Raw genomic sequence first — 24,610 nt, 5'->3', positions numbered from 1 at the left:
GCACTTCGTCGCGCGCTAGTCGGCGAGGTGCAGGACGTCCAGGATCCAGGCGAGCTCGAACGCCCGCTCGCGCCAGGCGCTGTAGCGGCCGCTGACGCCGCCGTGGCCGGCGCTCATCTCCGTCTTGAGGAGCACCGGAGCGCCCACCTCGCGCAGCTTCGCGACCCACTTGGCCGGCTCCACGTAGAGCACCCGGGTGTCGTTGAGGCTGGTCATCGCCAGGATCCGCGGGTACGGCAGCTCCGCCACGTTCTCGTACGGCGAGTACGACTTCATGTACTCGTACACCTCGGGATCCTCGAGCGGATTGCCCCACTCGTCCCACTCGATCACGGTGAGCGGAAGCGACGGGTCGAGGATCGAGGTCAGCGGATCCACGAACGGGACGCTGGCGAGGATCCCCGCGAACCGGTCCGGCGCGAGGTTCGCGACGGCGCCCATCAGGAGGCCGCCCGCGCTGCCGCCCTCGGCGACCAGTCGGCTCGGGGTCGCATATCCTTCCCGGATCAGGTGGTCCGCCGCCGCGATGAAGTCCGTGAAGGTGGTGCGCTTCGCGAGCAGCCGCCCCTGCTCGTACCACTCGCGGCCCAGCTCCCCGCCGCCGCGGACGTGGGCGAGGGCGAAGACGACACCGCGGTCGAGCAGCGAGAGCCGTGAGGGGGAGAACGAGGGATCCATGCTCGCCTCATAGGACCCGTAGCCGTACAGCAGCACCGGCGGCGGGCCCGCCGTCTCCGGCCGGTCGAAGGCCTCGCGGCGCGCGACGAGCGAGATCGGAACCATCGCCCCGTCCTCCGCACGGGCCCAGACCCTGCGCTGGTCGTAGTCGGTCGGGTCGTAGCCGCCGAGCACCTCCTGCCGCTTGAGCAGCCGGAGGCGGCCGGTGCGCACATCGAAGTCGAAGACCGTCGACGGCGTGACGAAGGATCCGTAGCCGAGCCGCAGGGTGGGCTGGCTCCACTCCGGGTTGGCGCCGAGATGCGCGGTGAAGAGCGGCTCGTCGAAGTCGATCTCGTGCAGCAGGCCAGGCCCCACGGAGGAGGGAGCCGCGAGGCCGGGCAGGGCGAGGAGCCCCACCCGCGCGAGCCCCGCCCGCCGGAAGGAGACGGCCACGTGGTGCTCGAACGAGCTGACGTCCTCGAGTCGCGTCTGCGGGTCGTGGGCGAGCACGACGGCCCGTTCGCCCTGAGGATCCGCCGCCGGGACGGAGACGAGCTCGAAGTTCGTCGCGCCGTCGTTGTGCAGGATCAGCAGGCGGTCCTCGCCCTCGAGCACCGCATGCGAGATGGAGTACTCCACGCCCTCCCGGCGCGGCCACACCACCCGGAACTCGCCGGTCGGCTGGTCCGCGGGCAGCAGCCACGCCTCGCTGGTGACCTTCGAATCCAGCTCGATCGTGAGGAACCGGCGGGACCGGGACATGCCGACGCCGACCCAGAACCGCTCGTCGGGCTCGTGGAAGACGGCGGTGTCCTCGCCCCCTGCGCCCACGTCGTGCCGCCACACGGTGTCGGGCCGCCACGCCTCGTCGACGGTCGTGTAGAAGATGTGCCGGGCGTCGAGGGAGAGGAGCGCGCCGGGCGCGGTGTCCTCGATCACGTCCGGCAGATCCGCGCCGGTCTCGAGGTCCCGGAGGCGCAGCGTGTACCGCTCGTGGCCGACCAGGTCCACCGCATAGGCCAGCAGGCGGCCGTCCGCCGACACGTCGAAGCTGCCGAGCGAGAAGAAGTCGTGCCCCTCCGCCTCGAGGTTCGAGTCGAGGAGCACCTGCTCGCCCTCGACCGGCACCCCCGGCTCGAGGGTCGGCGGCGTCCAGTCGTCGGGGGTCGTCACGGGCGCACGGCAGGCGATGCCGTACTGCTTCCCCTCCTCGCTGCGGGTGTAGTACCACCAGGCCCCCTCGCGAGAGGGCACGGAGAGGTCGGTCTGCCGGACGCGGCCCTTGATCTCCTCGAAGATCCGCTCACGCAGCGGCTCGAGCCCCGCCAGCGACTCCTCCGTGTAGGCGTTCTCCGCCTCGAGGTGCGCGAGCACCTCCGGGTCGTCCTTGTTCCTCAGCCATTCGTAGTCGTCGACGACGGTGTCGCCGTGGTGGCTCCGAGAGGTGGGGACGCGCTTGGCGACGGGAGGAACGCTCACGCCCCCAGGCTAACCAGTCGCTCGATGGCCGCCGTCGGGATGGGGAGCCAGTCCGGCCGGTTGCGCGCCTCGTAGACCGCCTCGTAGAGCGCCTTGTCCAGTTCGAGCGCCGCGAGGAGGCGACGATGCGCGTCGAGGGACGCGCCGATGCCCTCCTGGTAGCCCGACAGGAACCCCTCGCGGGCGGAGGCCGCCCATTCCTCGGTGGCCCGCGCGTGCTGCACGCCCGGATCGCCCTCGCGGGAGGCGCCTGCGGCGTAGTCGAAGGAGCGCAGCATGCCCGCCACGTCCCGGAAGGCCAGGTCGGGCTGCGACCGCTCCGCCATCGGACGCAGCGGTTCGCCTTCGAAGTCGAGCAGCACCCAGCCCCGATCGGGGACCAGCAGGACCTGGCCGAGGTGGTAGTCGCCGTGCACCCGCTGCAGCAGCGGCCACGGCTCCGCCGCAGCCTCCGCGAAGACGGCGTCCATCGCCGGGGCGCGCTCGGCGAGGCTCGGCACGACCTCGAGGGCCGCCTGGAGCCGGGACCGCATGCTGGCGAGCAGGGCGGAGACCCGCGCGGCGTCTGGCTCGGCGGTCGGCAGCGCCGATGCCAGCACCCGGTGGACTTCCGCGGTCGCCTGCCCGAGCGCCCGCGCCCGCGCGGCGAAGTCCTCGCCTGCGTCGACGGCTCGCGTGGCGACCCGCCAGGCGTCCTCGGTGCCGGGCAGGAACTCCTGGGCGAACGCCAGGTGCCCCGTGGCGCCGTCTCCCCATGAGCCCCGAAGGGACCCGATCGACCGGGGCACGCGGTCGGATCCGGCGGCCGCGATGGCGGTCTGCAGCACCACGTCGGGGTTGTCGCCGGGGTGCAGCACCCGGAAGAGCTTGATCATCACCGGTTCGGCGTCGGCGCCCGTGTCGTCGGCGGTCCGCACGATGATCGAGGTGTTGGACTGCTCGCCGCGGAGGACCTGGGAGGAGCGATAGGTGAGGGGAGGGCCGCCCGCGGGCTCGCCTTCGGCGCTGGCGCCCGTTCCGCCCGCATAGCCGCCGGCCGACACGAGGGTGAGCAGTGCGGCCGCGAAGGCCTCGTCGTGCGGCCCGTCGTAGACCGCCCCGTCCTGCACGGTGAGGATCGGCTCGCGACCGGGGACGGCGGGACGCGTGACGAGCGGCACCTGGTAGAGGGCGCCGCCACGCCGGTCGTGCACGAGGAGCACCTCCACGCCGGCGGCGCCGTCGGGCCTCCATCGCCCGACCTGGGCGAGCTCGGGCGTGCCGCCCTTGCCCGAGAACCACCGCTGCTCGGCGATCCAGGTTGCGAGGTCCGGGTGGAGGGAGCCGCCCGGGGAGGAGAGCCGGGAGCTGTCGCTGGTCACGCGGCGCTCAAGCGGCGGGCGCAGGGCCGTCGGCTGGGCCGGTCCCGGTGGGCAGCGGGGGCAGGTCGTTCGACTCGAGCTCGCCGTTGACGAGCTCCTCGTCGAGCTCGCCGGAGTCGCCGGGGCCGCCCTCCGGGTGCTGGTCGGGAACGCGCTCGTCGCTGATGTCGTCCATGCCCCGAGCCTAGGACGACGCCAGAGGGAGCGCCCCCTCTTGACTTGCGCAGCGAAGGGGGCACACGGTGGGCGACCCTGCTGGGCGCTCCAGGCGCCGCTAGGCGAGGGTCGACTGGATGCCGGCGACGACCATGCCGAGCCCGTCCAGCAGCAGGGCGATCGACGTGAGGCCTCTGCGGGGATGGGGCCTCGCCGGCCACGCCAGCCCGCCGGCCAGCGTGAGCAGCCCGAGCCCGCCCGCGGCGATGAACGCGGCGAGCGTCGCCGTCAAGGCGGGGGGAGTCTTGCCCGCCCCGGTCGCCTCGAGCAGGCCGATCTCGGGAGAGACGACGATGGCCACGATCGCGAGGACCACCATGCCGATGGCGAGGAGCAGCTGCACCGGCGCGAGCCAGCGCATCCGGCCGGGGCGCTTCACTCGAACGCGGGCGTCGAGGGTCACGAGCAGCCCGATCGCGAACATCGCGAGGAACGGCACATAGCGCAGGGCGAGCGACCCGAGTTCCACGCTCACACCTCTCCTCGGACAGGATCCCGACGCTAACCCGGGCGCCTCCCGGGTTGCTGGACGTCCGCTGAGGAGGTGCTCAGGCGATCGGCATGCCGCCGATCGGATCGTTGTAGGCGGAGTCCGCGCGGGCGTCCGCCTCCTCCGCGAGCTGCTGCTCGTGGGCGGGCGTGGTGTCCTCGCCGTCCTGCTCGGGGGAGTGCTTCGCCTCGAACGCGTCGGCGGCCCCGACGCCCTCCGGGCCGCCCGTGCTGTCCTTCTCGTCCATGCGTGCGACGCTACGCCCGCGACCCGCCGCGGCATAGCGGCCGCCGGTTCGGGCGCTGGGCGCCCCACTCGATAGAGTCGTGCCGTGTTTCTCCACTCTGGCGGCGGATATCGCGGGGTTCCCCGATGGATCTGACCCTCATCGTCGTCCTCGTGATCGCGCTGGCCCTCTTCTTCGACTTCACCAACGGCTTCCACGACACGGCGAACGCCATGGCGACCCCGATCGCCACGGGCGCCCTGAAGCCGAAGGTGGCGGTGGCGCTCGCCGCCGTCCTCAACCTGGTGGGCGCATTCCTCTCGACCGAGGTCTCCAAGACGATCTCGGGCGGCATCATCCGCGAAGGCGGCGGCGGAGTGCAGATCACACCGGAGTTCATCTTCGCCGGCCTGATCGGCGCGATCGTCTGGAACCTCGTCACCTGGTTCTTCGGGCTGCCCTCGTCGTCCAGCCACGCGCTCTTCGGCGGCCTGATCGGCGCGGCGCTCGTGGGAGCGGGCGTCGGCGCCATCGACTTCGGCGTCGTGGCCTCCAAGGTGCTCCTCCCCGCACTGTTCGCTCCGCTGATCGCGGGCCTCACGGCCTTCACGGCCACCCGCATCGCCTACGCGATCACCCGCCGGCACGATGGCAGGCCGGACGGCCGCGGCGTGTACCGGTACGGCCAGATCTTCTCCTCGTCCCTGGTCGCGCTCGCGCACGGCACCAACGACGCACAGAAGACGATGGGAGTGATCACGCTCACCCTCATCGCCGCCGGCATGCAGGAAGCGGGGGAGGGGCCGCAGTTCTGGGTCGTCGCCTCGTGCGCCGTCGCCATCGCCATCGGCACCTACTCGGGCGGCTGGCGCATCATCCTCACCATGGGCACCGGCCTCACCTCGGTGAAGCCCGCACAGGGCTTCGCCGCGGAGACGAGCACGGCGGCCACGATCCTCGCCTCGAGTCACCTCGGGTTCGCCCTCTCCACCACCCAGGTGGCCTCGGGCTCCGTGATCGGCTCGGGCCTGGGGCGCCGGGGCTCGTCGGTGCGCTGGGCGACCGCGCGCCGGATCGTCGTGGGCTGGCTGTTCACGCTCCCCGCCGCCGGCGTCGTCGGAGCGCTGGCCGCCTTCATCACGCAGCTCGGGTTCGTCGGCATCGTGATCGACGCGATCCTCGGTCTCGCCTTCATCGTGGCGATCTTCGTGCTCTCGAGGAACGATCGCGTGGACAGCGCGAGCCTCGAGAAGGAGGTCAACGCGGCGGGTCAGATGGTCAAGATCAAGAAGGTCAAGCCGAAGAAGCCACCGAGGAGCCAGACCGCATGACCATCGACTGGAGTGCACTCCTTCTCGTCGGCCTCGTGGCGATCGGCTCGGCGGCGGTCGTCGTCACGCTGTTCTCGATCGGAATCAAGCTGCTGGCGGTGCCGCCGGCGGACCAGGCGGTGGTCGTCGGCAAGCCCAGGGACGACGAGACCGACGACGTGAGCGATCCCACCCGTCCCCGCTCGGCGACCCTCGGCGGCATCGTCTTCTTCGTGCTCAGCGCGATCGGGGTCCTCTTCGGGGTGTATCTCATCATCCCGGCGCTGCACGGCTGAGCGGCGCATGAGCTCCTCGCGTGCGGTGCGCTTCTCGCGCTTCGGCGGACCCGAGGTGCTCGAGCTGGTGGAGGTCCCGGTCCCCGACGTGCCGCCGGGGCGGGTACGGGTCCGGGTGGAAGCCGCCGGGCTGAATCCGTTCGACACCAAGCGCCGCCGCGGGCTGACCGGGGAGGTGCGCTTTCCGGCGGGCAACGGCAGCGACTTCGCGGGCACCGTCGATGCGGTCGGCGAGGAAGTCGACGGATTCGCCTTGGGCGACGCCGTCCTCGGCCGGGCGCCGTTCTCCGCGCAGGCGGACCACGTCCTCGCCAAGCCGGATGCCCTCGTGCGCCGGCCCGCGACCCTCCCGGTCGAGGTGGCCGCCGCACTGGACACGGCGGGCCGCACCGCCTGGGACACCGTCGCATTCGCCGGGGTGGGCCGCGGTGACACGGTGCTCGTCAGCGCGGCCGCGGGCGGGGTCGGGGTGCTCGCGGCCCAGCTGGCGCGACGTGCGGGCGCGATCGTGATCGGGACGGCAGGCACCTCCAACGCGGCCTTCCTCACCTCCCTCGGCATCGTTCCCGTGCGCTATGGGAAGGGCCTGGTGGACCGTGTGCGGGCCGTCGCGCCCCAGGGCGTGACGGTGGTGCTGGACAACTCCGGCCGGGAGACGATCGAGGCAGGGCTGGCTCTCGGGACGGCCCCGGAGCGGATCGTCACGATCGCCGACCGGGACGCCGCGGCCGAGCTCGGCACCGCCGACCTGCCGAGGACACCGGCCGACTCCGGCACTCTCGCGGCCGTCGCGGCGCTGATCGCCGACGGGGAGCTTCGGCTCCCGATCGATCGCGTGTTCCCGGTGGAGGAGGTCGTGGCCGCCTACGAGCACCTGGAGCGCGGCCACCTGCGCGGCAAGGTGGTCCTGCGCTTCTGACGCCCTAGATGGGGTTGGCGGTATTGTCCTGGTCCTCGTCGACCGGGAGGTCCATCGAGGGCTGTCTCGTGAGCGCGACGCCCGCGGGATCGATCGAGGGAGTGCCGAGGCCGCCCGCGCCGCTCTCGCTCGGCACGTCGGTGCCCGAATCCTCGCTGAGGGAGTCGCTGATCCTGTCGTCCATCGCCACAGCGTAGCTCTGCACGGTGAACGGGGGCGTCCATGGGTAGGGTCGCATCGTGAACAACGACGTTGCACCTCCCGATGCCCCCGCGACCCGGACGGAGCGCGACTCGCTCGGCTCTCTGCAGATCCCGGCGGAGGCCTACTGGGGGATCCACACCGCCCGCGCCCTGAGCAACTTCCCCATCTCCCGCCGGCCGATCTCGGTGTATCCGCACTTCGTGCGCGCATTCGGCTCGGTCAAGCTCGCTGCAGCCCGCGCCAATGCGGAGCTCGGCGTGCTGACCGCCGAGAAGGCGCAGCTCATCGAGGCGGCGTGCGAGGACGTTCGCGCAGGACTCCTCGACGACCAGTTCGTGGTGGGCGTCGTCCAGGGCGGTGCGGGGACGAGCACCAACATGAACGCCAACGAGGTGATCGCGAACCGTGCGCTCGAGCTCGCGGGGCACCCGAAGGGCGCCTATGAGTTCCTGCATCCGCTCGATGACGTGAACCGCAGCCAGTCCACCAACGACGTGTACCCGACCGCGCTCAAGGTGGCGCTCTGCACGGGGCTCGATCAGCTCCTCGACGAGCTGGACCTGCTCCGGCTCGCCTTCGCGTACAAGGGCCGGGAGTTCGCGCACGTGCTCAAGGTGGGGCGCACGCAGCTGCAGGACGCGGTGCCGATGACGCTGGGGCAGGAGTTCCGCAGCTTCGCCGTGACGCTGGGGGAGGACCACTCCCGGCTGCGGGAGACGTCACCGCTGCTGTACGAGCACAACCTCGGGGCGACCGCGATCGGCACCGGGATCACGGCCGATCCCCGGTATGCCGCGGCGGTGAACCACCAGCTGAGGGCGATCACCGGCTACGACCACGTGACCGCGCAGGACCTCGTCGAGGCCACCTCGGACGCCGGGGTGTTCATGACCCTGTCCAGCACCCTCAAGCGGTCGGCCATCAAGCTGTCCAAGATCTGCAACGACCTGCGGCTCCTCTCGTCGGGGCCTCAGGCCGGCTTCGGCGAGATCAACCTGCCGCCGCGCCAGGCGGGGTCGTCCATCATGCCGGGCAAGGTGAACCCGGTGATCCCCGAGGTGGTCAACCAGATCGCGTTCTCGGTTGCGGGGGCCGACGTCACCGTCACCATGGCGGCGGAGGCGGGCCAGCTCCAGCTCAACGCGTTCGAGCCGATCATCGCCCACTCGCTGCTGCAGAGCCTGACCTGGCTGGAGAACGGGTGCCGCACGCTGCGGGTCAACTGTGTTGACGGCATCACCGCGAACGAGCGCAGGCTCAGCCAGATGGTGGGGTCCTCGGTCGGGATCGTCACGGCGCTCACGCCCTACATCGGCTACACCGCGGCGGCGGCCCTCGCCAAGCAGGCTCTCGCCGGGCAGCGGGACGTGGCCGACCTCGTGGTCGAGTCGGGACTGCTCACCCGCGAGGAGGTCACCGGACTGCTCGCACTCGAGCGCCTCGCGGGGCAGCCGACCACGACAGCGCCGATCCCGGTGCTGCCGCCCGTGCAGCAGTTCCCTGCGCCCGCCGAGCGCTGACGGGTGCCGCGCTAGCGGGTGCTCCCGGCCGGGCCCTCCGGGTCCGCTGCGACGTCGCCGGCGCCGAACGACACGGGTGCCTGCTCGTCGGCCGTGACGCTCGCGTCGTCCTCGGGTCCCGGCACGTCCTCGAGCGGAGGCGCGACGACCGTGGTCGCCGTCTCCTCGACGGACGTGGTGGGACCGGACGTCACGACGGTCTCCTCGAACACCTGGGTCACGGCCCCGGTGTCGGTGGACTCGTCCTCGTCGTCGAGCGACGCGAGGGCGTCGTCGCGTGCCTCGGCGGCGCTGCGGATGGCACGATCACTGCGCTCCTTGAGCTCGTCCGCACGGTCGCCCACGCGCTTCTGCACGTCGTTCGCCGTGCCGGAGACTCGGCCGCGCGCGTCGGTGGCGGCACCGGTGACCCGTGACGCGGCGCCCTTCGCGGCGCCCGAGGTGCGGTCGGCGAGGTCCTTCGCCGCGCCCGAGGTGCGGTCGGCGAGGTCCCTGGCGGAGTGGCTCGTGCGGTCGGCGAGGTCTCGTGCTGTTGTCACGGTGCGGTCGGCGACGTCCCTGGCGGTCGTGACCGTCTTCTCGGCCAGATCCTTGGCGGTCGTCGCGGTCCGGCCCGCGAGATCTCTGGTGACCTCAGCGGTGCGCGCGGCGGCGTCCACGGCGGCCTCCCGGAGGACCGGCGCCTGCTCCTTGGCGTAGCGGAGGGAGTCCTCCCGCGCCTTGGTCACGCGCGGGTCGTTCCAGACCCCGTCCGCCTTCTGCTTGAGCTGGAAGTACCGATCACGGCCGGCTCGGCTGCCGAGCACGTAGCCGAGTCCGGCGCCGACGGCGAAGAGGATGCGAAGGCGCATCGGTCATTCCTCCTTGAGGGGGTTGCCGGGGGTGGCGGAGCCGGAGCCGGATCCGCCGTCGAACTGGAGCGGCTCGCCGGGGGTCGCGTTCTGGCGGCTCTCGGCGGCGGTGTGCGCCGCGTCGGGGTGCAGCGGGTCGCCCGGCGTGGCCGCGAGGCGGCTCTCCTCCGCCGTGCGGCCGTCGTCCTCGAGCGGATCGCCCGGGGTGGTGAAGTCGGCGTCCTCGGGAATCGAGAAGTCCGCCTCCACGCTCGATCCGTCCGGGTTCTCGCGTGTCTCGTCCATGGCGCCAGCCTACGCCGGGGCGCTCCCGGTCGCCGGTGAGGTTCCCGGGGTTGCATCCGCGGACCGCTTCCGCCCCTGCTCGGCCTCCTCGCGGAGCGCTCGTCCCTCTGCCTCGTCCCGGGCGAGCGAGCGGGCGATGACCAGGTTGCGGGCGGTGTCGCGCATCGGAACGCGGATCGTCGACTCCGATTCGATGCCCATCCGCAGCTGGCCCACCCGCACGAGTTCGGCGTCGAGTCCCGCGCCGAGCACCAGCATCAGGTTGCTGAGATAGAGCCACAGCAGCACCACCAGGCCCCCGCCCACCCAGCCGTAGAGCTCGTCGTAGTGGGCGATGCTCGTGACGTAGAGCCACAGGCCGCCGGTCCCCGCGGCCCAGCCCGCGAGGGCGAGGAGAGCGCCCGTCGAGAACCAGGGGACCGTCTGCCGGTCCACCGTGGGCGTCCAGTAGAAGAGCAGGGCGATGAGGGCGGAGGCGAGGGCGACGAGCGCCGGCCAGCGCGCCACGTTCCAGACCGTGACGAACGGTTCGCCGATCCCGGCGACCTCGGCGACGGCGTCGACCACTCGGGGCGTGCCGAGCAGCAGGAGCAGCGCGGCCGAGAGCCCCAGGGTGAGCAGGAAGGTGACGACCAGCATGAGCCCGCGGAACTTCCAGATGCGCCGCCCCTCCTGCACGCCGTAGAGCGTGTTCACCGCGCGCCCGAAGGCCGTGGAGTACGCGGAGCCGGTCCAGAGGGTCAGGGCGAAGCCGATCAGGAAGGCACCGCCCGGATTGGGGAACTCGGTGAACTGGCTGAGCGGGCTGCGAATGGTGGCGACCATCTCGTCGGAGGCGACCTCGCTGAGCACCGCGAGCACGAAGCCGACCGGCTTCGTGCCGTCGACGAGCGCCAGTGCCGACATGATCGCCAGTGCGCCGGGGAACAGGGTGATGGCGGAGAAGAACGTCAGTCCCGCCGCCGCGTCGTACCCGCGTGCGCGGATGAACGTGTGCCCCGTCCGCCGCAGCGCGTACCTCCACTCGCGCACCCCGAGCAGTCGCTCCTTCACTCGCGCACCACCGAATCCGGATCCTTGTCGGGCCGCCAGCCGCGCCAGGACGGCTGCCGCAGCCGGCCGGGGCCGGTCCACTCGGCGAACTCGACCTCGCCGACGAGCCGAGGGGCCACCCAATGGGCGTCCTTCGCGTCGGCACGCGGGATGTCGGTGAAGGGGCTCTCGGTCTGCTCGAGCGGCGCGAGCCGCTCGGCGATGGCGGCGAGGTCCCGGGAGGTGAACCCGGTGCCCACCTTTCCGACGTAGGTCAGCCCGTCGCCGCCCGGGATTCCGAGGAGCAGCGACCCGATGCGCCCGCTGCGACCGCCCTGCCCGGGACGCCAACCGCCGATCACGACCTCCTGCATCAGGTGATGCTTGATCTTCACCCAGGACGGCGATCGCCGGGCGGCGGAGTACAGCGAGTCGCGTCGCTTGGCCACGATTCCCTCGAGCCCGAGCTCTCGGCTGGCGTCGAGGGCCTCGTGCACGGTGCTGTCCGATCCGGCGAACTCGGGCGGCACCTGCACGACGCCGGCGGAGGAGACGGTCCGGGTCAGTTCCTCCCGTCGCGTCGTGTAGGGCAGCGCAGTGAGTGCGCGGCCGTCCGCCTCCAGGAGGTCGAAGACCATCAGATGCACGGGCGCGGAGCGGCGGGCGGCTTGGATGTCGGCGTCCCGGATCAGGTTCATCCGCTGCTGGAGCAGCCCGAAGTCCGGGCGGCCGCCACGGCCGATGGCTACGATCTCCCCGTCCAGCAGCGCGGTCGCGGCCGACACGGCTGCCGGCACACCGGCGAGCTCCGGGTAGGCGGCGGTGAGGTCGTTGCCGTTGCGGCTGACCACCCGCACCCCGCCGTCGCGCACCTCGACCAGCGCGCGGATGCCGTCCCACTTCATCTCGAAGGCCCAATCCTGACCGCTGCCGACCGTGTCGACCGAGCCGAGCGTGGCGAGCATCGGTCCGCGCTCGAGCACCTCGCGCACCGCCGACTTGCCCACTTCGGTCGCATTTCCTACCGATTCTGCGACCGAAGTGGGCAAATCGGCGGGATGGGAGGTGACCGGGAGCTTCATGCGGTGCATCAGCCAGTTCTTCTCGTCGTCGGGGGTGTGACCGGTCTTCAGCAGGGCGACCTTCACCGGGCCGCCCAGGGGGCCGCCCGCGCGCCCGTGCAGAGTCACGATGACCTCCGCGTCCCGCCACTTCTCCAGCTCGTAGGTGCCGGCGTCCCAGATGGTCACCTCGCCGCCGCCGTACTCGCCGGCGGGGATCCGGCCCTCGAAGGTGCCGTACTCGAGCGGGTGATCCTCGGTGTGCACCGCGAGGTGGTTCTGCTTCGGGTCCTCCGGCACGCCCTTCGGCACGGCCCAGGACACCAGCACGCCGTCGCGCTCGAGGCGGAAGTCGTAGTGCAGTCGACGGGCGTGGTGCTCCTGGATGACGAAGCTGCGGCCGTCGGACGGGGTCGTCGGCGAGCCGGCAGGAACGGGCTCCGGCGTCTTCGCGGCATCCCGCATGCTCCGGTACTTGGCGAGCCGGTCGGCGCTCTCGGCCGTGGTCTCGAACTTCGCCATCCGCTCGGGGGTCGGCTCGAGCACCCGGCCGGGATCGAGCTCGGCGAGCAGGTCGCCGTCGCGGGCCACCCGCTCGAGCATCTCGTCGAAGCGCAGGTGGGCGAGTCCGGGGGAGTCGAGCTCCTCCCACGTCCGGGGCGCCGCCACGGTGGGGTGCGCCCGCCCGCGCAGGGAGTACGGGGCGATCGTCGTCTTCGCCGCGCTGTTCTGGCTCCAGTCCACCAGCACCTTGCCGAGCCGGAGCGACTTCTTCATGTCGCTCACCACCAGGTCCGGATCGTCCGCCTCGAGCGCCCGCGCCAGCTCGTGCGCAAAGGTGGAGATCTGCTCGCTGGTGCGGGTGCCGTCGAGGTGCGCATAGAGGTGGATGCCCTTGCTGCCGCTCGTGACGGGGAAGCAGACCAGGCCGACGCCCTCGAGGATGGGGCGGATCCGCCGCGCGATCTCGGCGCATTCGGCCAGTCCGGTGCCCGGCCCTGGATCGAGGTCGAGCACGAGGCGATCCGGGTTCTGCGGCGTGCCGTGCGCGTCGAACCGCCACTGCGGCACGTGCAGCTCCAGCGAGGACACCTGAGCCACCCAGGCCAGGGTCGCCCGGTCGTTCAGGATCGGGTACTCGATCGTGTGCGACTTGTGATGCTGCACCTGCCGCCGCACCCAGTCGGGCGCCCCGTCGTCGATGTTCTTCTGGAAGAACACCTCGCCGGGCTTCGCTTCGGTGCCGACGCCGTTCACCCAGCGCTTGCGGGTGAGCGGCCTGTCCCGGGTGTGGGGGAGCAGGACGGCCGAGACGCGCGTGTAGTAGTCGACGACCTCCGCCTTCGTGGTGCCCGTTTCCGGGTAGAGCACCTTGTCGAGGTGAGTGAGCCGCAGACGGCGGCCGTCGACCTCCACCGTGTCGCCGCTGGAGCGCGCCATGACCCCTCCGTCCTGGTGCCGAACCGGATTGTCAACGCTACCGCTCGCCTGATCAAACGGGGAATACTGGAGGTATGAGGTCCATCTGGAAGGGCGCGATCACCTTCGGCCTGGTCAACGTGCCCGTCAAGGTCTACAGCGCCACGGAGGACCACGACGTCTCCATGCACCAGGTGCACGACAAGGACGGCGGGCGCATCCGCTACCAGCGCATCTGCGAGATCGACGGCGAGGTCGTCGAGTTCAGCCACATCCAGAAGGCGTACGACGACGGCGATCGCACGGTCGTGATCACGCCGGACGACCTGGCGAGCCTCCCGGTCGAGCAGAATCGCGAGATCGACGTGGTCGAGTTCGTGCCGACCGACCAGGTCGACCCGATCATGTTCGAGCGCAGCTACTACCTGGAGCCCGACTCGCGCTCGCCGAAGGCCTACGTGCTGCTGCGGGAGACCCTGCAGCAGACGGACCGCACCGCGATCGTCAAGTTCGCGATCCGGCAGAAGATGCGCCTCGCGGCGCTCCGCGTTCGCGGCGACGTGCTGGTGCTGCAGACCCTCCTCTGGGGCGATGAGGTGCGTGAGGCGAACTTCACGTCGCTGAGCGAGAAGGTCGCGATCTCCGAGAAGGAGCTCAAGATGTCCTCGTCCCTGGTGGCGAGCTTCGAGAGCGACTTCACGCCCGGGGACTTCACCGACGAGTACCAGGAGCAGCTGCGCAAGCTGATCGACGCCAAGCTCGAGCAGGGCGATGCGATCGACACCCAGAAGACGTTCGGCGAGTCCGGCGACGAGGACGAGGGCGGCGAGGTTCTGGACCTCATGGAGGCCCTGCGCCGCAGCGTCGAGCGGAACCGCTCGGCCAGGAAGGGCGGCGACGAGGAGCCGGAGGACGCTCCCTCGGACGAGAAGAAGCCGGCCAAGGGCAAGAAGGGCGGCAAGGGCAAGAAGACGGAGTCGGCCGACGATGATGAGGCGCCCGAATCGGCGGATGAGCCGAAGCGGGCGGCGCCCAAGCGGAAGCGCGCCTCCGCCTGACCGCAGCCCGGTGTCCGGGATTCAGCTGTCCCGGATGCGCTGCGCGGCGGGGAGCACGAGCCACACCGACACGACGATGATCGCGGTCACGACGCCCGCCACAACGCCGGCCGTGCGGCCGAGGACGACGTCGAAGATCAGCAGCACGACCCCCGTGATCACGAGCCCGACGCACAGCAGGATCGCCTGCACCAGCCGGTCCGCGACGGTCACGATCTCCTTCTTGGCGCCCTGCCGGAACAAGGCGCGGTGCAGGCTGACCGGTCCGAGTCCGAGCGCGGTGCTCAGGGCGGCGAGGGCGATGAGCGCGAGGTAGACCGTGACCTGGAAGGCGTCGAGGTCCTGGAACTTCGGCTGGAAGGCGAGGGTGAGCAGGAAGCCGGTGAGGATCTGGGTGCCGGTCTGGGTGACCCGCAGCTCCTGGAGCAGCTCGTTCCAGTTGCGGTCGAGCCTCTCCGCCTCCGACTCGTTCCGCCCGTCATCCCTGGCGCCCGACGAGCGGTCGCTGCGCTTTCTGTCCGCCATGCCCGAAATCCTAGAGTTGACCGCATGACCGACCAGGTGATTGACAAGCTCCGCGCCGTCTTGGGAGAGGCGCTCGTGCTCGAGCCCTCACGCCTCGACGCGGTCCGTGAGGACAAGAGCGGCTTCCGCAGCGCTGCGGCGCCGCTCGCCGTCGTGGAGGCCAGGTCGGCGGAGGACGTCGCCGCCGTGCTCCGCATCGCGACCGAGACGAGGACGCCCGTGGTCCCGCGGGGTGCGGGCACCGGCCTCGCGGGCGGCGCGATCGGGGATGCGGGATCGATCGTGCTCTCACTGCGGGGCATGGACCGGATACTCGAGGTCGACGTCGCGGACGAGGTGGCCGTCGTGGAGCCGGGCATCCTCAACGGCGATCTCAATGCCGCGCTCCGGGAGCAGGGACTGTGGTGGGCGCCGGACCCGGCGAGCAAGGCGATCTCCACGGTCGGCGGCAACATCGCGACGAACGCGGGCGGCATCCTCTGCGCCAAGTACGGGGTGACCCGGGAGGCGGTCCTCGCGCTCACGGTGGTGCTCGCCGACGGCCGGACGATCGAGGTCGGGCACCGGACAGTGAAGGGCGTCACCGGATATGACCTCGCCGCGCTGCTGATCGGCTCCGAGGGAACCCTCGGGGTCATCGTGCGGGCCACGCTCAAGCTGCGCCGGCTGCCGACGGGCGACGTCGCCACGCTCGGGGCGTACTTCCCGAGCGTCCGCGCCGCCGCGGCGGCCTCATCCGCGATCACCGCGGCGGGCCTGCGTCCCGCTGCCCTCGAGCTGCTGGACGCGGCCTCGCTCGCGGCGATCGAGGCCTACCTCGCCGGCGAGGCGGGAACGGTGCCGGCGGCGACGCGCGGGGGCGCCTACCTGCTCGTGCAGACCGACGGCGACGGAGCGGGGGTGGAGGCCGCCGAGGCGCTCGGCATCCTCCTCGAGCACGGGGGAGACGCCGAGCTCACGACCGACCCCGAGGAGGGCGAGCGGCTGCTGAGGATCCGGCGAAGCGCGCATCCCGCGTTCGAGCGCCTCGGCCGGGTGCTGATCGAGGACGTCGCGGTGCCGCGCTCGCGGCTCGTGGACATGTTCGACGCGGTCGAGCGGATCGCCGCCCGTCATGGCATCGCCATCCCGACCATCGCCCACGCCGGTGACGGCAACCTGCACCCCAACCTGGTCCTCCCACCCGGCGGCGAGCAGGACGGGACCGTGCCGGACGTCGTGTGGCTGGCGGCGGGGGAGCTGTTCGAGGCGGCGCTCGCCCTGGGCGGAACCCTGACCGGCGAGCACGGGGTGGGACTGCTCAAGCGGCGGTGGCTCGAGCGTGAGCTGGGGCCGGACCAGTACGAGCTGCAGCGGAGGATCAAGGCAGCCTTCGACCCGCTCGGCATCCTGAATCCCGGCAAGGTGTTCCCCTGACCGCGGCCCCTGCCGTCCTCCACCCGGCCCTGGGCAGGAGTGCCGCGGGAACCTAGGCTGAGGCCATGGAATTCCTGCCCATTCCCTCCGACGGCGCTCTCAGCGACGAGGCCCGCACCGCGAGGAATCAGCAGCTCGACGCCCATGGGCGGCCCATCACCAACACGCGCGCCACCCTCCTCGGCCACGTGCCGAGCTTCCGTGCCTACCTGGAGTGGTACACCCTGCGGGACGAGCTGGCGGCGGTGCTCGGCGATGCCGGCGTGAGCCTGTTCGCCTACGCGATCTCGGACGAGAACGGCAGCACCGTGTGCTCGCTGTTCTTCCGCCGGGTCCTTCTCGATGCCGGCCGGGATCCCGAGGGGCCGCCCCGCGGCCAGCGTGAGCGCCTGCTCGCCGCCTTCGGCAGGCAGCTCGCCCGCGACCCGCACGCGATCCCGGACGAGCTGTACGACGCGCTGTCAGCCGAGTTCTCGGCGCCGGAGCGCGTCCTCCTCGTCGCCTTCGCCGGGCTCATGGTGGCCACCAACGTCTTCAACACCGTCGGCAGGGTGCCGCTCGACGACGATCTCAGGCCGCATCGCGACCGCGAGGCTGAGGTGGAGATGGACTCCCTGAGCACCGGCGCCGAGTGACGCGCCACCGCTGACGCCGACGAACGCGACCCTCCGGCCATCCTGCAACGGCGTGCCGTTGCCGTTCGGCCGTACGGATGCGCTCGTCTGCGCGGGGAGGATGGCCCAGGGGTCAGAAGAAGATCTGGCCGCTCATCCGCCACCGCAGCCAGGAGACCGCGTGGAAGAGCGTGGGGTGCGAACCGTCGTACGGGGACACCGTGATCGACTCGTCATGCCACGGGAACACCACGAACTCGAGCTGCCCGGTCGCGACCGACACCCGAGCGCGGACGAAGCCCAGCGGACGCTCAGCCCCTGGCACCTCGACGATCCACTGGTCGTCGTCGATCTGCTTGGCGAAGGGGTGGTACTGCCTGCTCTGGTCGTACTGATCCATCGGGCGATCTGCTTCCGCAGTCCTGTTGATGCTCATGGCTGGCTCCCCTCGCACGACGCCGTGCAGTGCTCAACCGTACTCCCGCCATTGGGGTACGACAACAATAATTCGACAGGCTAATCGCGTCCGTGTGCGAGAAGTCAAGCCCCGTGCGTTCCGCGTGTTCCTGCGCTAAGTGGGCGTTTCGGGGGCGCGCGGACGGGGGCGTTTCGCGGGGTACGGCGCACGATTCCCGCTCCCGCGCCTGGCCCGCCCCATCAGAGGGCGCGATGCCGGTCGGAACAACCTTCGGAGGGCCCTGCTGCGCCGATATGGTGTCCCCATGACGAGCCTGAATGGCCACGGCGCTCCCGCCGGCGCTCCCGCCCCCGTCCACCCCCTCTGGGAGAACGGCCAGCCCGCGCGCGCAGGCACTGCTGCGGTGGTGCTCGCCGCGCTCGGCATCGTGATCGGGGCCTTCCTGCTGCTGGCGGTGCTGGCCTACTTCGCCGTGGCATTCGGGGTCGCCGGGGTGGGGATAGCGGCGGTGTCCGCCCTCGTGCCGCTCGTGATCGTGCTCCTCACGGTCCGCTGGATCGACCGCTGGGAGCCCGAGCCGCGAACGGCGCTCTGGTTCGCCTTCCTCTGGGGCGCCGGCGCGTCCGTCGTCATCGCGCTGCTGGTCGACCTGTCGCTGCAGATCTCCGCGTCGGCGGGCGGACCCGCCCCCAGCGAGTTCACCGCCTCCGTGGTGCAGGCGCCACTCGTCGAGGAGGGCGCGAAGGGCTTCGGGGTGCTGCTGATCCTGTGGTTCGCGCGCCGCTACTTCGACGGCCCGCTCGACGGAGTCGTGTACGCCGCCACTGTCGCGGGAGGCTTCGCCTTCACTGAGAACATCCTCTACTTCGGCAACTCCCTGGTGGAGGGCGGCAGCACTCAGCTGGGCAGCACCCTGCTCGTGCGCGGCATCTTCTCGCCGTTCGCGCACGTGATGTTCACGACCTGCACCGGACTCGCCCTGGGTCTCGCCGCCCGGCGCACCGGCCCCATCGGCGCGATCGGGTTCTTCCTGCTCGGCCTGATCCCCGCCGTGATGCTCCACGCGCTCTGGAACGGCGCGTTCTACTTCGTCACCGACCTGATCAGCTACTACCTGCTCGTGCAGGTGCCGCTGTTCCTGCTCGCCGTGGTGCTCGTCGTGCTCCTCCGCCGCCATGAGCGCGCCATCACCCGCGCGCACCTGGCGGAGTACGCGGAGGTCGGCTGGTTCACGCCGGGGGAGGTGGACCTCCTCTCCACCTGGACGGGGCGCCGCAGGGCGCTCGCCTGGGCGCGGTCGCAGCCCGCCGCTGCGGACGGCTCCAGCCGGGTGGGCGCGATGAGGCGCTTCGTGCGCGACTCCACCCGCCTGGCACACACCCGGCACCGGCTGGTCGTGGGCCGATCGGCGATCGGCTCGGCTCCCGATGAGCAGTCGCTGCTCGTGTCGATCAGCGAGGACCGCAGGGCACTGGTGAGCTAGCCCCAGGGCAGGGGCAGGCGCAGCAGCAGGACGACGCCGAGCGCCAGGCATGCCGTGCCGGCGAGGAGGAAGAGGGTCACCCACAGCGCGCCCGGCACGCCGGTGACCCGCGCCAGCTGGTCGGCGTCGCTGCTGCCGCGACGGGACCTTCCCTGCCGCCGTCGCGCTCCCTGCAGCTCGAGGGTGGTGCGCACCGAGCCCAGCAGGAGGAAGCCCGACACGGCCACCGCCACGAGCGGCAGCCAGTCCGCAGGCGCCAGCCAGGTCACCGCGAAGACTCCGCCGCCCGCGACGAGCGCCGACCAGAGCCCGAACCAGTTGCGGATCTGCACCAGCACGAGCACGACGAGGACGAGCAGCGCCCAGAGCGCGCCCGTCGCGTGCCCGAGACCCACGAGCCAGGCGGCGCCGAGCCCGACCAGTCCGGCCGCCGGATACCCGGCCAGCAGAGTGAGCACCATGCCCGGTCCGCTGGGCCTGCCGACGCTGACAGTGACTCCTGACGTGTCCGAATGCAGCCGTATGCCGCTCAGTCTGCGCCCGGTCACGGTCGCCGCGAAGCCATGGCCGGCCTCGTGCACCAGGGTCACCGCGTGCCGCGCCACCCGCCACACGGGAGTCAGGACGGCGGCTGCTGCCACGACCAGCGCGGCGATCGTCGCCGCCGGTTCCAGGGGAGCACTCGTCTGGAGCACCCGCCCCCACAGGTCCCCGAGTTGCTCCACCCGGCCATTCTCGCTTGACTGACCGCATGACTGATCTCAGTGCCAAGCCCGAAATCGACGCGCCGGAAGGCCCCGCCCCCACCTCGCTGGAGGTGACCGACATCGTGGTCGGCGACGGCCAGGAGGCCGCGCCCCGATCCACCGTCAATGTGCACTACCTCGGCGTCGAGTACGACACCGGCGAGGAGTTCGACTCGTCCTGGGGTCGCGGGCAGTCGATCAACTTCCCCCTCACCAGCCTCATCGCGGGATGGCAGCAGGGCATCCCCGGCATGAAGGTGGGCGGACGGCGGAAGCTCGTGGTGCCGGCGGCACTCGCCTACGGCCCCGCGGGAGGCGGCCACCGCCTGAGCGGCAAGACGCTGATCTTCGTGATCGACCTGCTCGGCGTCTCCTGACCTGAGCCCTCCCCCCGGTTCGCGAGCGTCAGGAGCACGAACGGATCGGGGCGGACAAAAAGAACTCGTCGGCCAGTGGCGGGGCGATGCCTCCGACGCGCCTGGTCCGACGAGTTCTTCTAGTGGTTCCAGAATGCGCCGATCCGCCGGGTGCGACAAGACCTTGCCGCGCCCCAGTTCGCCGCCCCAGTCGCCAGGCCGGCGCTTCTAGGCTGAGGCGATGACGGGCAGCGGTGAGCAGAGTGCGCGCCGGTCCGCCGCGTGCCGAGTGGGGAGGTGCTGACGTGCCCTTCTTCCGCGAGGACGGCAGACGGCTGGATCGCGTCGCGCTCCTGCAGCGCGCTCCCGGCACCTTCCAGCTGCTCCGACCCTTCAGCTACCTGGAGCAGGGCAGGCCGGAGGAGGAGCGCATCGTGGTGCGCGCGCACGACGAACACCGCCCCGCGAAGGGCTCGAATGCGACCGATCTCGCGTCGGTGCCGACGTTCCTGTGGGGTCTGATCTCCAGTCACGGCAGGCAGACCGCGCCCGCGCTGCTGCACGACCAGCTGTGGTGGGAGTCGCTGAATCCCGACACCCGGGTGTGGATCGCGCAGCGCCGTGAGGCCGACCGCATCTTCAAGGTGGCGCTCCGGGAGACGGGGACGACTCCGCTGCGCACCGCGCTCCTCTGGTCGGCCGTGTCGGTCGAGCGCTACTGGGGTGCCCGGCGCTGGCAGGCGGTTCTGCTCGCTCTGCAGGTGCTCGCCGGCATCGCGGCGATCTGGCTGGGGCTCTCCGGGCTCCTCGGCTGGCCCGGCCTCGCCCTTCTCGCCCTGCCGGCGCTGGCCTCGCTCGCCTGGGGACGCGACGGGTCACCGGTGCGGATCCTCAGCTATTCGGGCGTGCTGTTCCTGCCCGTCGCGATCGTGGCGATCCTCGGCCAGTGCCTGCTTCTGGTGCTGGAGCTCGCCGGGTGGCTGCTCGGCGGCCGACGGGGGCCCCGACCGAAGTCCGGTCCGCTCGGGCGAACCCGCCGCGCCAAGGAGCGTGCCGCTCGCCGGGTGCGGGAAGCGGGCGACGGGCGCTGACGCCGAACGCGCCGTCGCCCGAGCGCTGAGAGCGCTCGGGCGACGGCAGTGCGCAGCGGGGATCAGGCGGCGGCGCGGACTGTCCTCATGGCGGTCGCCCACGACTCCAGCTGGTCGAACATCACGATCGCGGCGGCCTCGTACTGAGGGCCGGGAGCGAAGGTCGAGAAGTTCTGGAAGTCGGTGAAGAGCGAGAAGCTGAGCTGCTGGCGCACGTCGGCGATCTGCAGCTCGGCGGAGATGCCCCGCAGGTGCTCGATCGCGCGGGCGCCGCCGAGGGAGCCGTACGCGACGAAGGCGGCCGCCTTGTTGTTCCACTCGGCGTAGAGGTAGTCGATCGCGTTCTTCAGCACGCCGGAGGTGCTGTGGTTGTACTCCGGGGTGACGAAGACGTAGCCGTCGTAGCCCGCGATCTTCTCGGCCCACGCCTTGGTGTGCTCGCCGGCGTACTGGCCCATCGAGGGCGGAACGGCCTCATCGAGGTGCGGGAGCGGGAAGTCGACGAGGTCGATGAGCTCGTAGGTCGCGGCGGTGCGGGCGCTCGCCTTGTCGAGGACCCACTTGGCGACGGCTTCGCCGTTGCGGCCGGGACGGGTGCTGCCGAGGATGATGGCGATCTTGAGGTCAGGCACTGTGCTCCTTGTTGGTTCTGGCGTTTGTTGACGCGTCACCAGTATGGAGGAAATAGGTGACGTGTCAACTTGACCCTGGTAGCCTGAGCCGGTGAGCGAGGTGAGCGACATCGGCGATGCCGACTGGGCGGTCTGGCGCTCGTTCGTCGCCATGCGCCGCGAGCTCGACCGTGCGCTGGAGCACCGGCTGCAGCAGGATGCCGGCATCTCCGGAGCGGACTTCGAGATTCTCCTCTCGCTCTTCCACGCCGCCGACAGTCAGCTCCGGGCCGGGAACCTCGCTGAGCTCCTGGGCTGGGAGAAGAGCCGCATCTCGCACCAGGTGACGCGCATGGCTGCCCGAGGCCTGGTCGAGCGGCGCGAGTGCCCGACCGATCTCCGCGGGACCTGGGTCGTGCTGCTGCCCGACGGCCGTCGCGCCATCCTCAACGCGTCTCGCGGGAACGCCACGGAGCTCCGCCGGCTGTTCTTCGACCTGCTCACCGAGGAGGAGAAGGCCGTGCTGGCCGCCGCGTCAGTGCGCATCGTCGACATGCTCAACCCGGCCTCCTGCGCGCGCGCCGACGAGATCCTCCGCGGCGAGCCGGAACAGCAAGCGGCGTCCTGACGGACGAAGTAGACTCGATCCCCGGATTTTCCACGAGCCGCGGTCGCGCCGTCAGGCGCACGACGCGGCCATGAAGTGGGGTGCAGGGTGACGACGGACGCGCGGACTTCGGGCATGGCCCGGGAGCTCGACCGCGAGCAGCAGTACCTGTCGCGGCTCTACGAGCGTCTCGATGCGGTCAAGGCGGAGACCAGGCGCGAGCTCGACCGGGTCCGGCTCGGCCAGCAGGGCGGCACGCACCAGAACCGATCCGAGCGCGACGCGATGGCCCGCATCTTCGAGGACCGCCTGGCCCAGCTCCGGGAGGTCGACGATCGGCTCGCCTTCGGCAGGCTCGAGGCGGAGGACGGGGACCTGCGCTACATCGGCCGGATCGGCCTGCGCGACGAGGAGCTCCAGCCCATCCTGCTGGACTGGCGCGTGCCTCAGGCCAGCGCCTTCTACCAGGCGACCGCCGCGCAGCCGCTGGGCATCCGCGCCCGCAGGCATCTCAGCACCGACGGGCGCGCGGTGACCCGCATCGAGGACGAGGTCTTCGGCGTCGGCAGGCCGGACGACGACCGCCCGCTGTCGGGGGAGAGCGCGCTGATGGCCGCCCTCACCGCCCAGCGCACCGGGCGCATGCACGACATCGTGGGCACGATCCAGGCGGAGCAGGACCGGATCATCCGCTCCGAGCTGCGTGGCGTCCTCGTGGTGCAGGGCGGCCCAGGCACGGGCAAGACGGCCGTGGCGCTGCACCGGGCCGCCTACCTGCTGTACACGCACCGGGAGCGACTCTCCTCCTCGGGACTCCTGGTGGTGGGCCCGTCCCGCAGCTTCCTGCAGTACATCGAGCAGGTGCTGCCGTCCCTCGGCGAGACGGGCGTGGTGCTCTCGAGCGTCGGCCAGCTCTACCCGGGGCTCGACACCCAGGTCGAGGACGAGCCGCGAGCCGGCGCGCTCAAGGGCTCCACGCGGATGGCCGAGCTGCTCAAGCGGGCGGTGCAGTCCCGTCAGGTGGCGCCGGCCGGGCCGCAGACGGTCGACGTGAACGGCGAGCGCCTGGTCGTGGAGCCGGAGCTGATCGCTCGAGCCATCCGCCGTGCGCAGGAGACGCGCAAGCCGCACAACGAGGCCAGGGTCACCTTTGTCGGGACCGCCCTCGGCGCCCTCACCTCGGCGCTTGCCGGGCAGCTCCGGGCGGACGGCGACACGCTCGAGGAGGACGACCTCCGGATGCTGCGGGAGGATCTGCGCACCAGCCACGACGTGCGGGTGCTGCTCAACACGGCGTGGCTCCCGCTCACGCCCCAGAAGCTGCTCGCCGACCTCTACGCCCGGCCGTCCTGGCTCGCCAGGCTCACCCCGACCTGGCCGGAGGAGCGCCGCGCACTGCTCGCCCGGCCCCGCGAGGCGCCCTTCACTGTGGCGGACGTCCCGCTCCTCGACGAGGCCGCAGAGCTGCTCGGCGACGCACCCAGCGAGTCCGGTGCCCGGGAGGAGGCGGAGCGACGCCAGCGGTCCATGGACCTGGAGAACGCGGAGAACGCCATCCGCAACATGGATGTCGAGGGGATGGTGAGCGCCGAGGCGCTCGCCGACAACTTCGCCGAATCGGGGCCGCGGCTGACCGCGGCCGAGCGGGCGTCCACCGACCGCACCTGGACCTACGGCCACGTCGTGGTCGACGAGGCGCAGGAGCTCTCACCGATGCAGTGGCGGCTCCTTCGCCGCCGGGCGCCGCTCCGCTCCTTCACGATCGTCGGCGACATCGCCCAGGCGAGCTCGGTGTCCGCGGCGTCCAACTGGGCCGACGCCATCCGGCCGCTCACGAACGACTTCCGCCTCGAGGAGCTGACGGTCAACTACCGCACGCCCGCACAGATCGCCGGCATCGCCGAGGAGTCCGCCCGCCGGCACGGCCTCGCGATCACCGCCTCGCGCTCGGTGCGGGAGTCCCAGTGGGAGCCGATCGACCTCACGGTCGACCAGGACCGGCTGCCGGCCGCCGTGGTCGACGCGGTCGCCGGGGACCGCGACATCGACGACAGCGGCACTCTCGTCGTCGTCGCCGCCGCGGGCCGCGTGCGCGCCCTGCACGACGCGCTCGCGGCCCGGTTCGGCGCCGACGTCGGCTTCGGGCTCGACACGCTGTCCCGGCCCATCACCGTGCTGAATCCGCACACCGCGAAGGGCCTCGAGTTCGATGCCGTGGTCGTCGTCGACCCGGAGGGGATCGTCGCGGCAGAGCCCCGCGGAGCCAGCTCGCTCTACGTGGCCCTCACCAGGTCCACGCAGCGGCTCACCGTGGTCCGGCCGTCGGCGCCCTGACGCTGCCCGCCTGACGCCGCCG

The 24,610-nt window shown here is 71.5% G+C and carries 26 protein-coding genes; 12 read left to right on the top strand and 14 right to left on the bottom strand.

The window, feature by feature from the left end:
• Positions 1-15: 15 nt before the first annotated feature.
• The 5 genes from JWR33_RS10650 to JWR33_RS10630 form a co-directional block, all read right to left on the bottom strand.
• Positions 16-2,139, bottom strand: coding sequence for a S9 family peptidase (locus JWR33_RS10650; RefSeq protein WP_297411820.1), 2,124 nt, complete (start codon positions 2,137-2,139; stop codon positions 16-18).
• Positions 2,136-3,500: a phosphotransferase gene (locus tag JWR33_RS10645; protein WP_297411818.1), complete on the bottom strand. Its 1,365-nt coding sequence runs from the start codon at positions 3,498-3,500 to the stop codon at positions 2,136-2,138. Before JWR33_RS10645 ends, JWR33_RS10650 begins: the two co-directional genes overlap by 4 nt.
• 7 nt (positions 3,501-3,507) lie before the next feature.
• Positions 3,508-3,675 carry a hypothetical protein gene (locus tag JWR33_RS10640; protein ID WP_297411816.1) on the bottom strand — a complete coding sequence of 56 codons (168 nt, stop codon included), beginning with the start codon at positions 3,673-3,675 and terminating at the stop codon, positions 3,508-3,510.
• A 99-nt stretch (positions 3,676-3,774) separates the two neighbouring features.
• Positions 3,775-4,191 (bottom strand): hypothetical protein, encoded by a 417-nt coding sequence (locus JWR33_RS10635; RefSeq protein ID WP_297411814.1) that lies wholly within the window; start codon positions 4,189-4,191, stop codon positions 3,775-3,777.
• A 73-nt stretch (positions 4,192-4,264) separates the two neighbouring features.
• Complete coding sequence (locus tag JWR33_RS10630) at positions 4,265-4,453, bottom strand: hypothetical protein (protein WP_297411813.1); 189 nt, start codon at positions 4,451-4,453, stop codon at positions 4,265-4,267.
• A 125-nt stretch (positions 4,454-4,578) separates the two neighbouring features.
• Here JWR33_RS10630 and JWR33_RS10625 point away from each other — a divergent pair, with 125 nt between their 5' ends.
• From JWR33_RS10625 to JWR33_RS10615, 3 genes are read left to right on the top strand one after another with little or no spacing between them, the layout of a single operon-like run.
• Positions 4,579-5,763 (top strand): inorganic phosphate transporter, encoded by a 1,185-nt coding sequence (locus JWR33_RS10625; RefSeq protein ID WP_297411811.1) that lies wholly within the window; start codon positions 4,579-4,581, stop codon positions 5,761-5,763.
• Positions 5,760-6,038 (top strand): hypothetical protein, encoded by a 279-nt coding sequence (locus JWR33_RS10620; protein WP_297411808.1) that lies wholly within the window; start codon positions 5,760-5,762, stop codon positions 6,036-6,038. Before JWR33_RS10625 ends, JWR33_RS10620 begins: the two co-directional genes overlap by 4 nt.
• Positions 6,039-6,045: 7 nt before the next feature.
• Positions 6,046-6,957, top strand: a complete 912-nt coding sequence (locus JWR33_RS10615; RefSeq protein WP_297411806.1) for an NADP-dependent oxidoreductase — start codon at positions 6,046-6,048, stop codon at positions 6,955-6,957.
• A gap of 4 nt (positions 6,958-6,961) precedes the next feature.
• Here the strand turns inward: JWR33_RS10615 and JWR33_RS10610 are convergent, their stop codons facing one another.
• On the bottom strand, positions 6,962-7,141 hold the full coding sequence (locus tag JWR33_RS10610; protein ID WP_297411804.1) for a hypothetical protein: 180 nt from the start codon (positions 7,139-7,141) through the stop codon (positions 6,962-6,964).
• A 55-nt stretch (positions 7,142-7,196) separates the two neighbouring features.
• On the opposite strand from JWR33_RS10610, the gene JWR33_RS10605 reads away from it, so the two are divergent.
• The gene (locus tag JWR33_RS10605) at positions 7,197-8,681 is read left to right on the top strand and encodes an aspartate ammonia-lyase (protein ID WP_297411802.1); all 1,485 of its coding nucleotides are present in this window, start codon (positions 7,197-7,199) and stop codon (positions 8,679-8,681) included.
• Positions 8,682-8,692: 11 nt separating this feature from the next.
• On the opposite strand, the gene JWR33_RS10600 is transcribed toward JWR33_RS10605, so the two are convergent.
• From JWR33_RS10600 to JWR33_RS10585, 4 genes are read right to left on the bottom strand one after another with little or no spacing between them, the layout of a single operon-like run.
• A complete protein-coding gene (locus JWR33_RS10600) occupies positions 8,693-9,532 on the bottom strand; it encodes a hypothetical protein (RefSeq protein ID WP_297411801.1) in 840 nt (279 codons plus the stop codon).
• 3 nt (positions 9,533-9,535) lie between these two features.
• Positions 9,536-9,817 (bottom strand): hypothetical protein, encoded by a 282-nt coding sequence (locus JWR33_RS10595; protein ID WP_297411799.1) that lies wholly within the window; start codon positions 9,815-9,817, stop codon positions 9,536-9,538.
• Between the two features lie 9 nt (positions 9,818-9,826).
• Positions 9,827-10,870 carry a YihY/virulence factor BrkB family protein gene (locus JWR33_RS10590; protein WP_297411797.1) on the bottom strand — a complete coding sequence of 348 codons (1,044 nt, stop codon included), beginning with the start codon at positions 10,868-10,870 and terminating at the stop codon, positions 9,827-9,829.
• On the bottom strand, positions 10,867-13,350 hold the full coding sequence (locus tag JWR33_RS10585) for an ATP-dependent DNA ligase (RefSeq protein WP_297411796.1): 2,484 nt from the start codon (positions 13,348-13,350) through the stop codon (positions 10,867-10,869). Before JWR33_RS10585 ends, JWR33_RS10590 begins: the two co-directional genes overlap by 4 nt.
• Positions 13,351-13,424: 74 nt before the next feature.
• Here JWR33_RS10585 and JWR33_RS10580 point away from each other — a divergent pair, with 74 nt between their 5' ends.
• Complete coding sequence (locus JWR33_RS10580) at positions 13,425-14,387, top strand: Ku protein (protein WP_297411794.1); 963 nt, start codon at positions 13,425-13,427, stop codon at positions 14,385-14,387.
• A 21-nt stretch (positions 14,388-14,408) separates the two neighbouring features.
• On the opposite strand, the gene JWR33_RS10575 is transcribed toward JWR33_RS10580, so the two are convergent.
• Positions 14,409-14,912, bottom strand: a complete 504-nt coding sequence (locus JWR33_RS10575; RefSeq protein ID WP_297411792.1) for a DUF6328 family protein — start codon at positions 14,910-14,912, stop codon at positions 14,409-14,411.
• A 24-nt stretch (positions 14,913-14,936) separates the two neighbouring features.
• Between JWR33_RS10575 and JWR33_RS10570 the strand changes: the two genes are divergently transcribed.
• Entirely contained in the window at positions 14,937-16,328 is a 1,392-nt protein-coding gene (locus JWR33_RS10570; protein ID WP_297411791.1) for an FAD-linked oxidase C-terminal domain-containing protein, read from the top strand.
• 65 nt (positions 16,329-16,393) lie between these two features.
• A complete protein-coding gene (locus JWR33_RS10565) occupies positions 16,394-16,963 on the top strand; it encodes a hypothetical protein (RefSeq protein ID WP_297411788.1) in 570 nt (189 codons plus the stop codon).
• A gap of 112 nt (positions 16,964-17,075) precedes the next feature.
• Here the strand turns inward: JWR33_RS10565 and JWR33_RS10560 are convergent, their stop codons facing one another.
• A complete protein-coding gene (locus tag JWR33_RS10560) occupies positions 17,076-17,378 on the bottom strand; it encodes a hypothetical protein (RefSeq protein WP_297411786.1) in 303 nt (100 codons plus the stop codon).
• 286 nt (positions 17,379-17,664) lie between these two features.
• Between JWR33_RS10560 and JWR33_RS10555 the strand changes: the two genes are divergently transcribed.
• A complete protein-coding gene (locus JWR33_RS10555; protein WP_297411785.1) occupies positions 17,665-18,843 on the top strand; it encodes a PrsW family intramembrane metalloprotease in 1,179 nt (392 codons plus the stop codon).
• Here JWR33_RS10555 and JWR33_RS10550 read toward each other — a convergent pair.
• Complete coding sequence (locus tag JWR33_RS10550; protein ID WP_297411783.1) at positions 18,840-19,568, bottom strand: M50 family metallopeptidase; 729 nt, start codon at positions 19,566-19,568, stop codon at positions 18,840-18,842. The two genes, JWR33_RS10555 and JWR33_RS10550, sit on opposite strands and share 4 nt — an antisense overlap.
• Before the next feature lie 26 nt (positions 19,569-19,594).
• Here JWR33_RS10550 and JWR33_RS10545 point away from each other — a divergent pair, with 26 nt between their 5' ends.
• Both JWR33_RS10545 and JWR33_RS10540 read left to right on the top strand, forming a co-directional pair.
• Positions 19,595-19,966, top strand: coding sequence for an FKBP-type peptidyl-prolyl cis-trans isomerase (locus tag JWR33_RS10545; protein WP_297411781.1), 372 nt, complete (start codon positions 19,595-19,597; stop codon positions 19,964-19,966).
• 284 nt (positions 19,967-20,250) lie between these two features.
• Positions 20,251-21,036 (top strand): DUF1353 domain-containing protein, encoded by a 786-nt coding sequence (locus JWR33_RS10540; protein WP_297411779.1) that lies wholly within the window; start codon positions 20,251-20,253, stop codon positions 21,034-21,036.
• Between the two features lie 62 nt (positions 21,037-21,098).
• Here JWR33_RS10540 and JWR33_RS10535 read toward each other — a convergent pair whose 3' ends face one another.
• Entirely contained in the window at positions 21,099-21,668 is a 570-nt protein-coding gene (locus tag JWR33_RS10535; RefSeq protein WP_297411776.1) for an NAD(P)H-dependent oxidoreductase, read from the bottom strand.
• Between the two features lie 91 nt (positions 21,669-21,759).
• On the opposite strand from JWR33_RS10535, the gene JWR33_RS10530 reads away from it, so the two are divergent.
• The gene (locus JWR33_RS10530) at positions 21,760-22,275 is read left to right on the top strand and encodes a MarR family winged helix-turn-helix transcriptional regulator (RefSeq protein ID WP_297411775.1); all 516 of its coding nucleotides are present in this window, start codon (positions 21,760-21,762) and stop codon (positions 22,273-22,275) included.
• Between the two features lie 114 nt (positions 22,276-22,389).
• Complete coding sequence (locus JWR33_RS10525; RefSeq protein WP_297411899.1) at positions 22,390-24,588, top strand: UvrD-helicase domain-containing protein; 2,199 nt, start codon at positions 22,390-22,392, stop codon at positions 24,586-24,588.
• Positions 24,589-24,610: the final 22 nt, after the last annotated feature.

The organism is Naasia sp. (assembly GCF_025465545.1).
Classification (GTDB): domain Bacteria; phylum Actinomycetota; class Actinomycetes; order Actinomycetales; family Microbacteriaceae; genus Naasia.
This window is presented reverse-complemented; position numbering and strand designations above follow the sequence as displayed.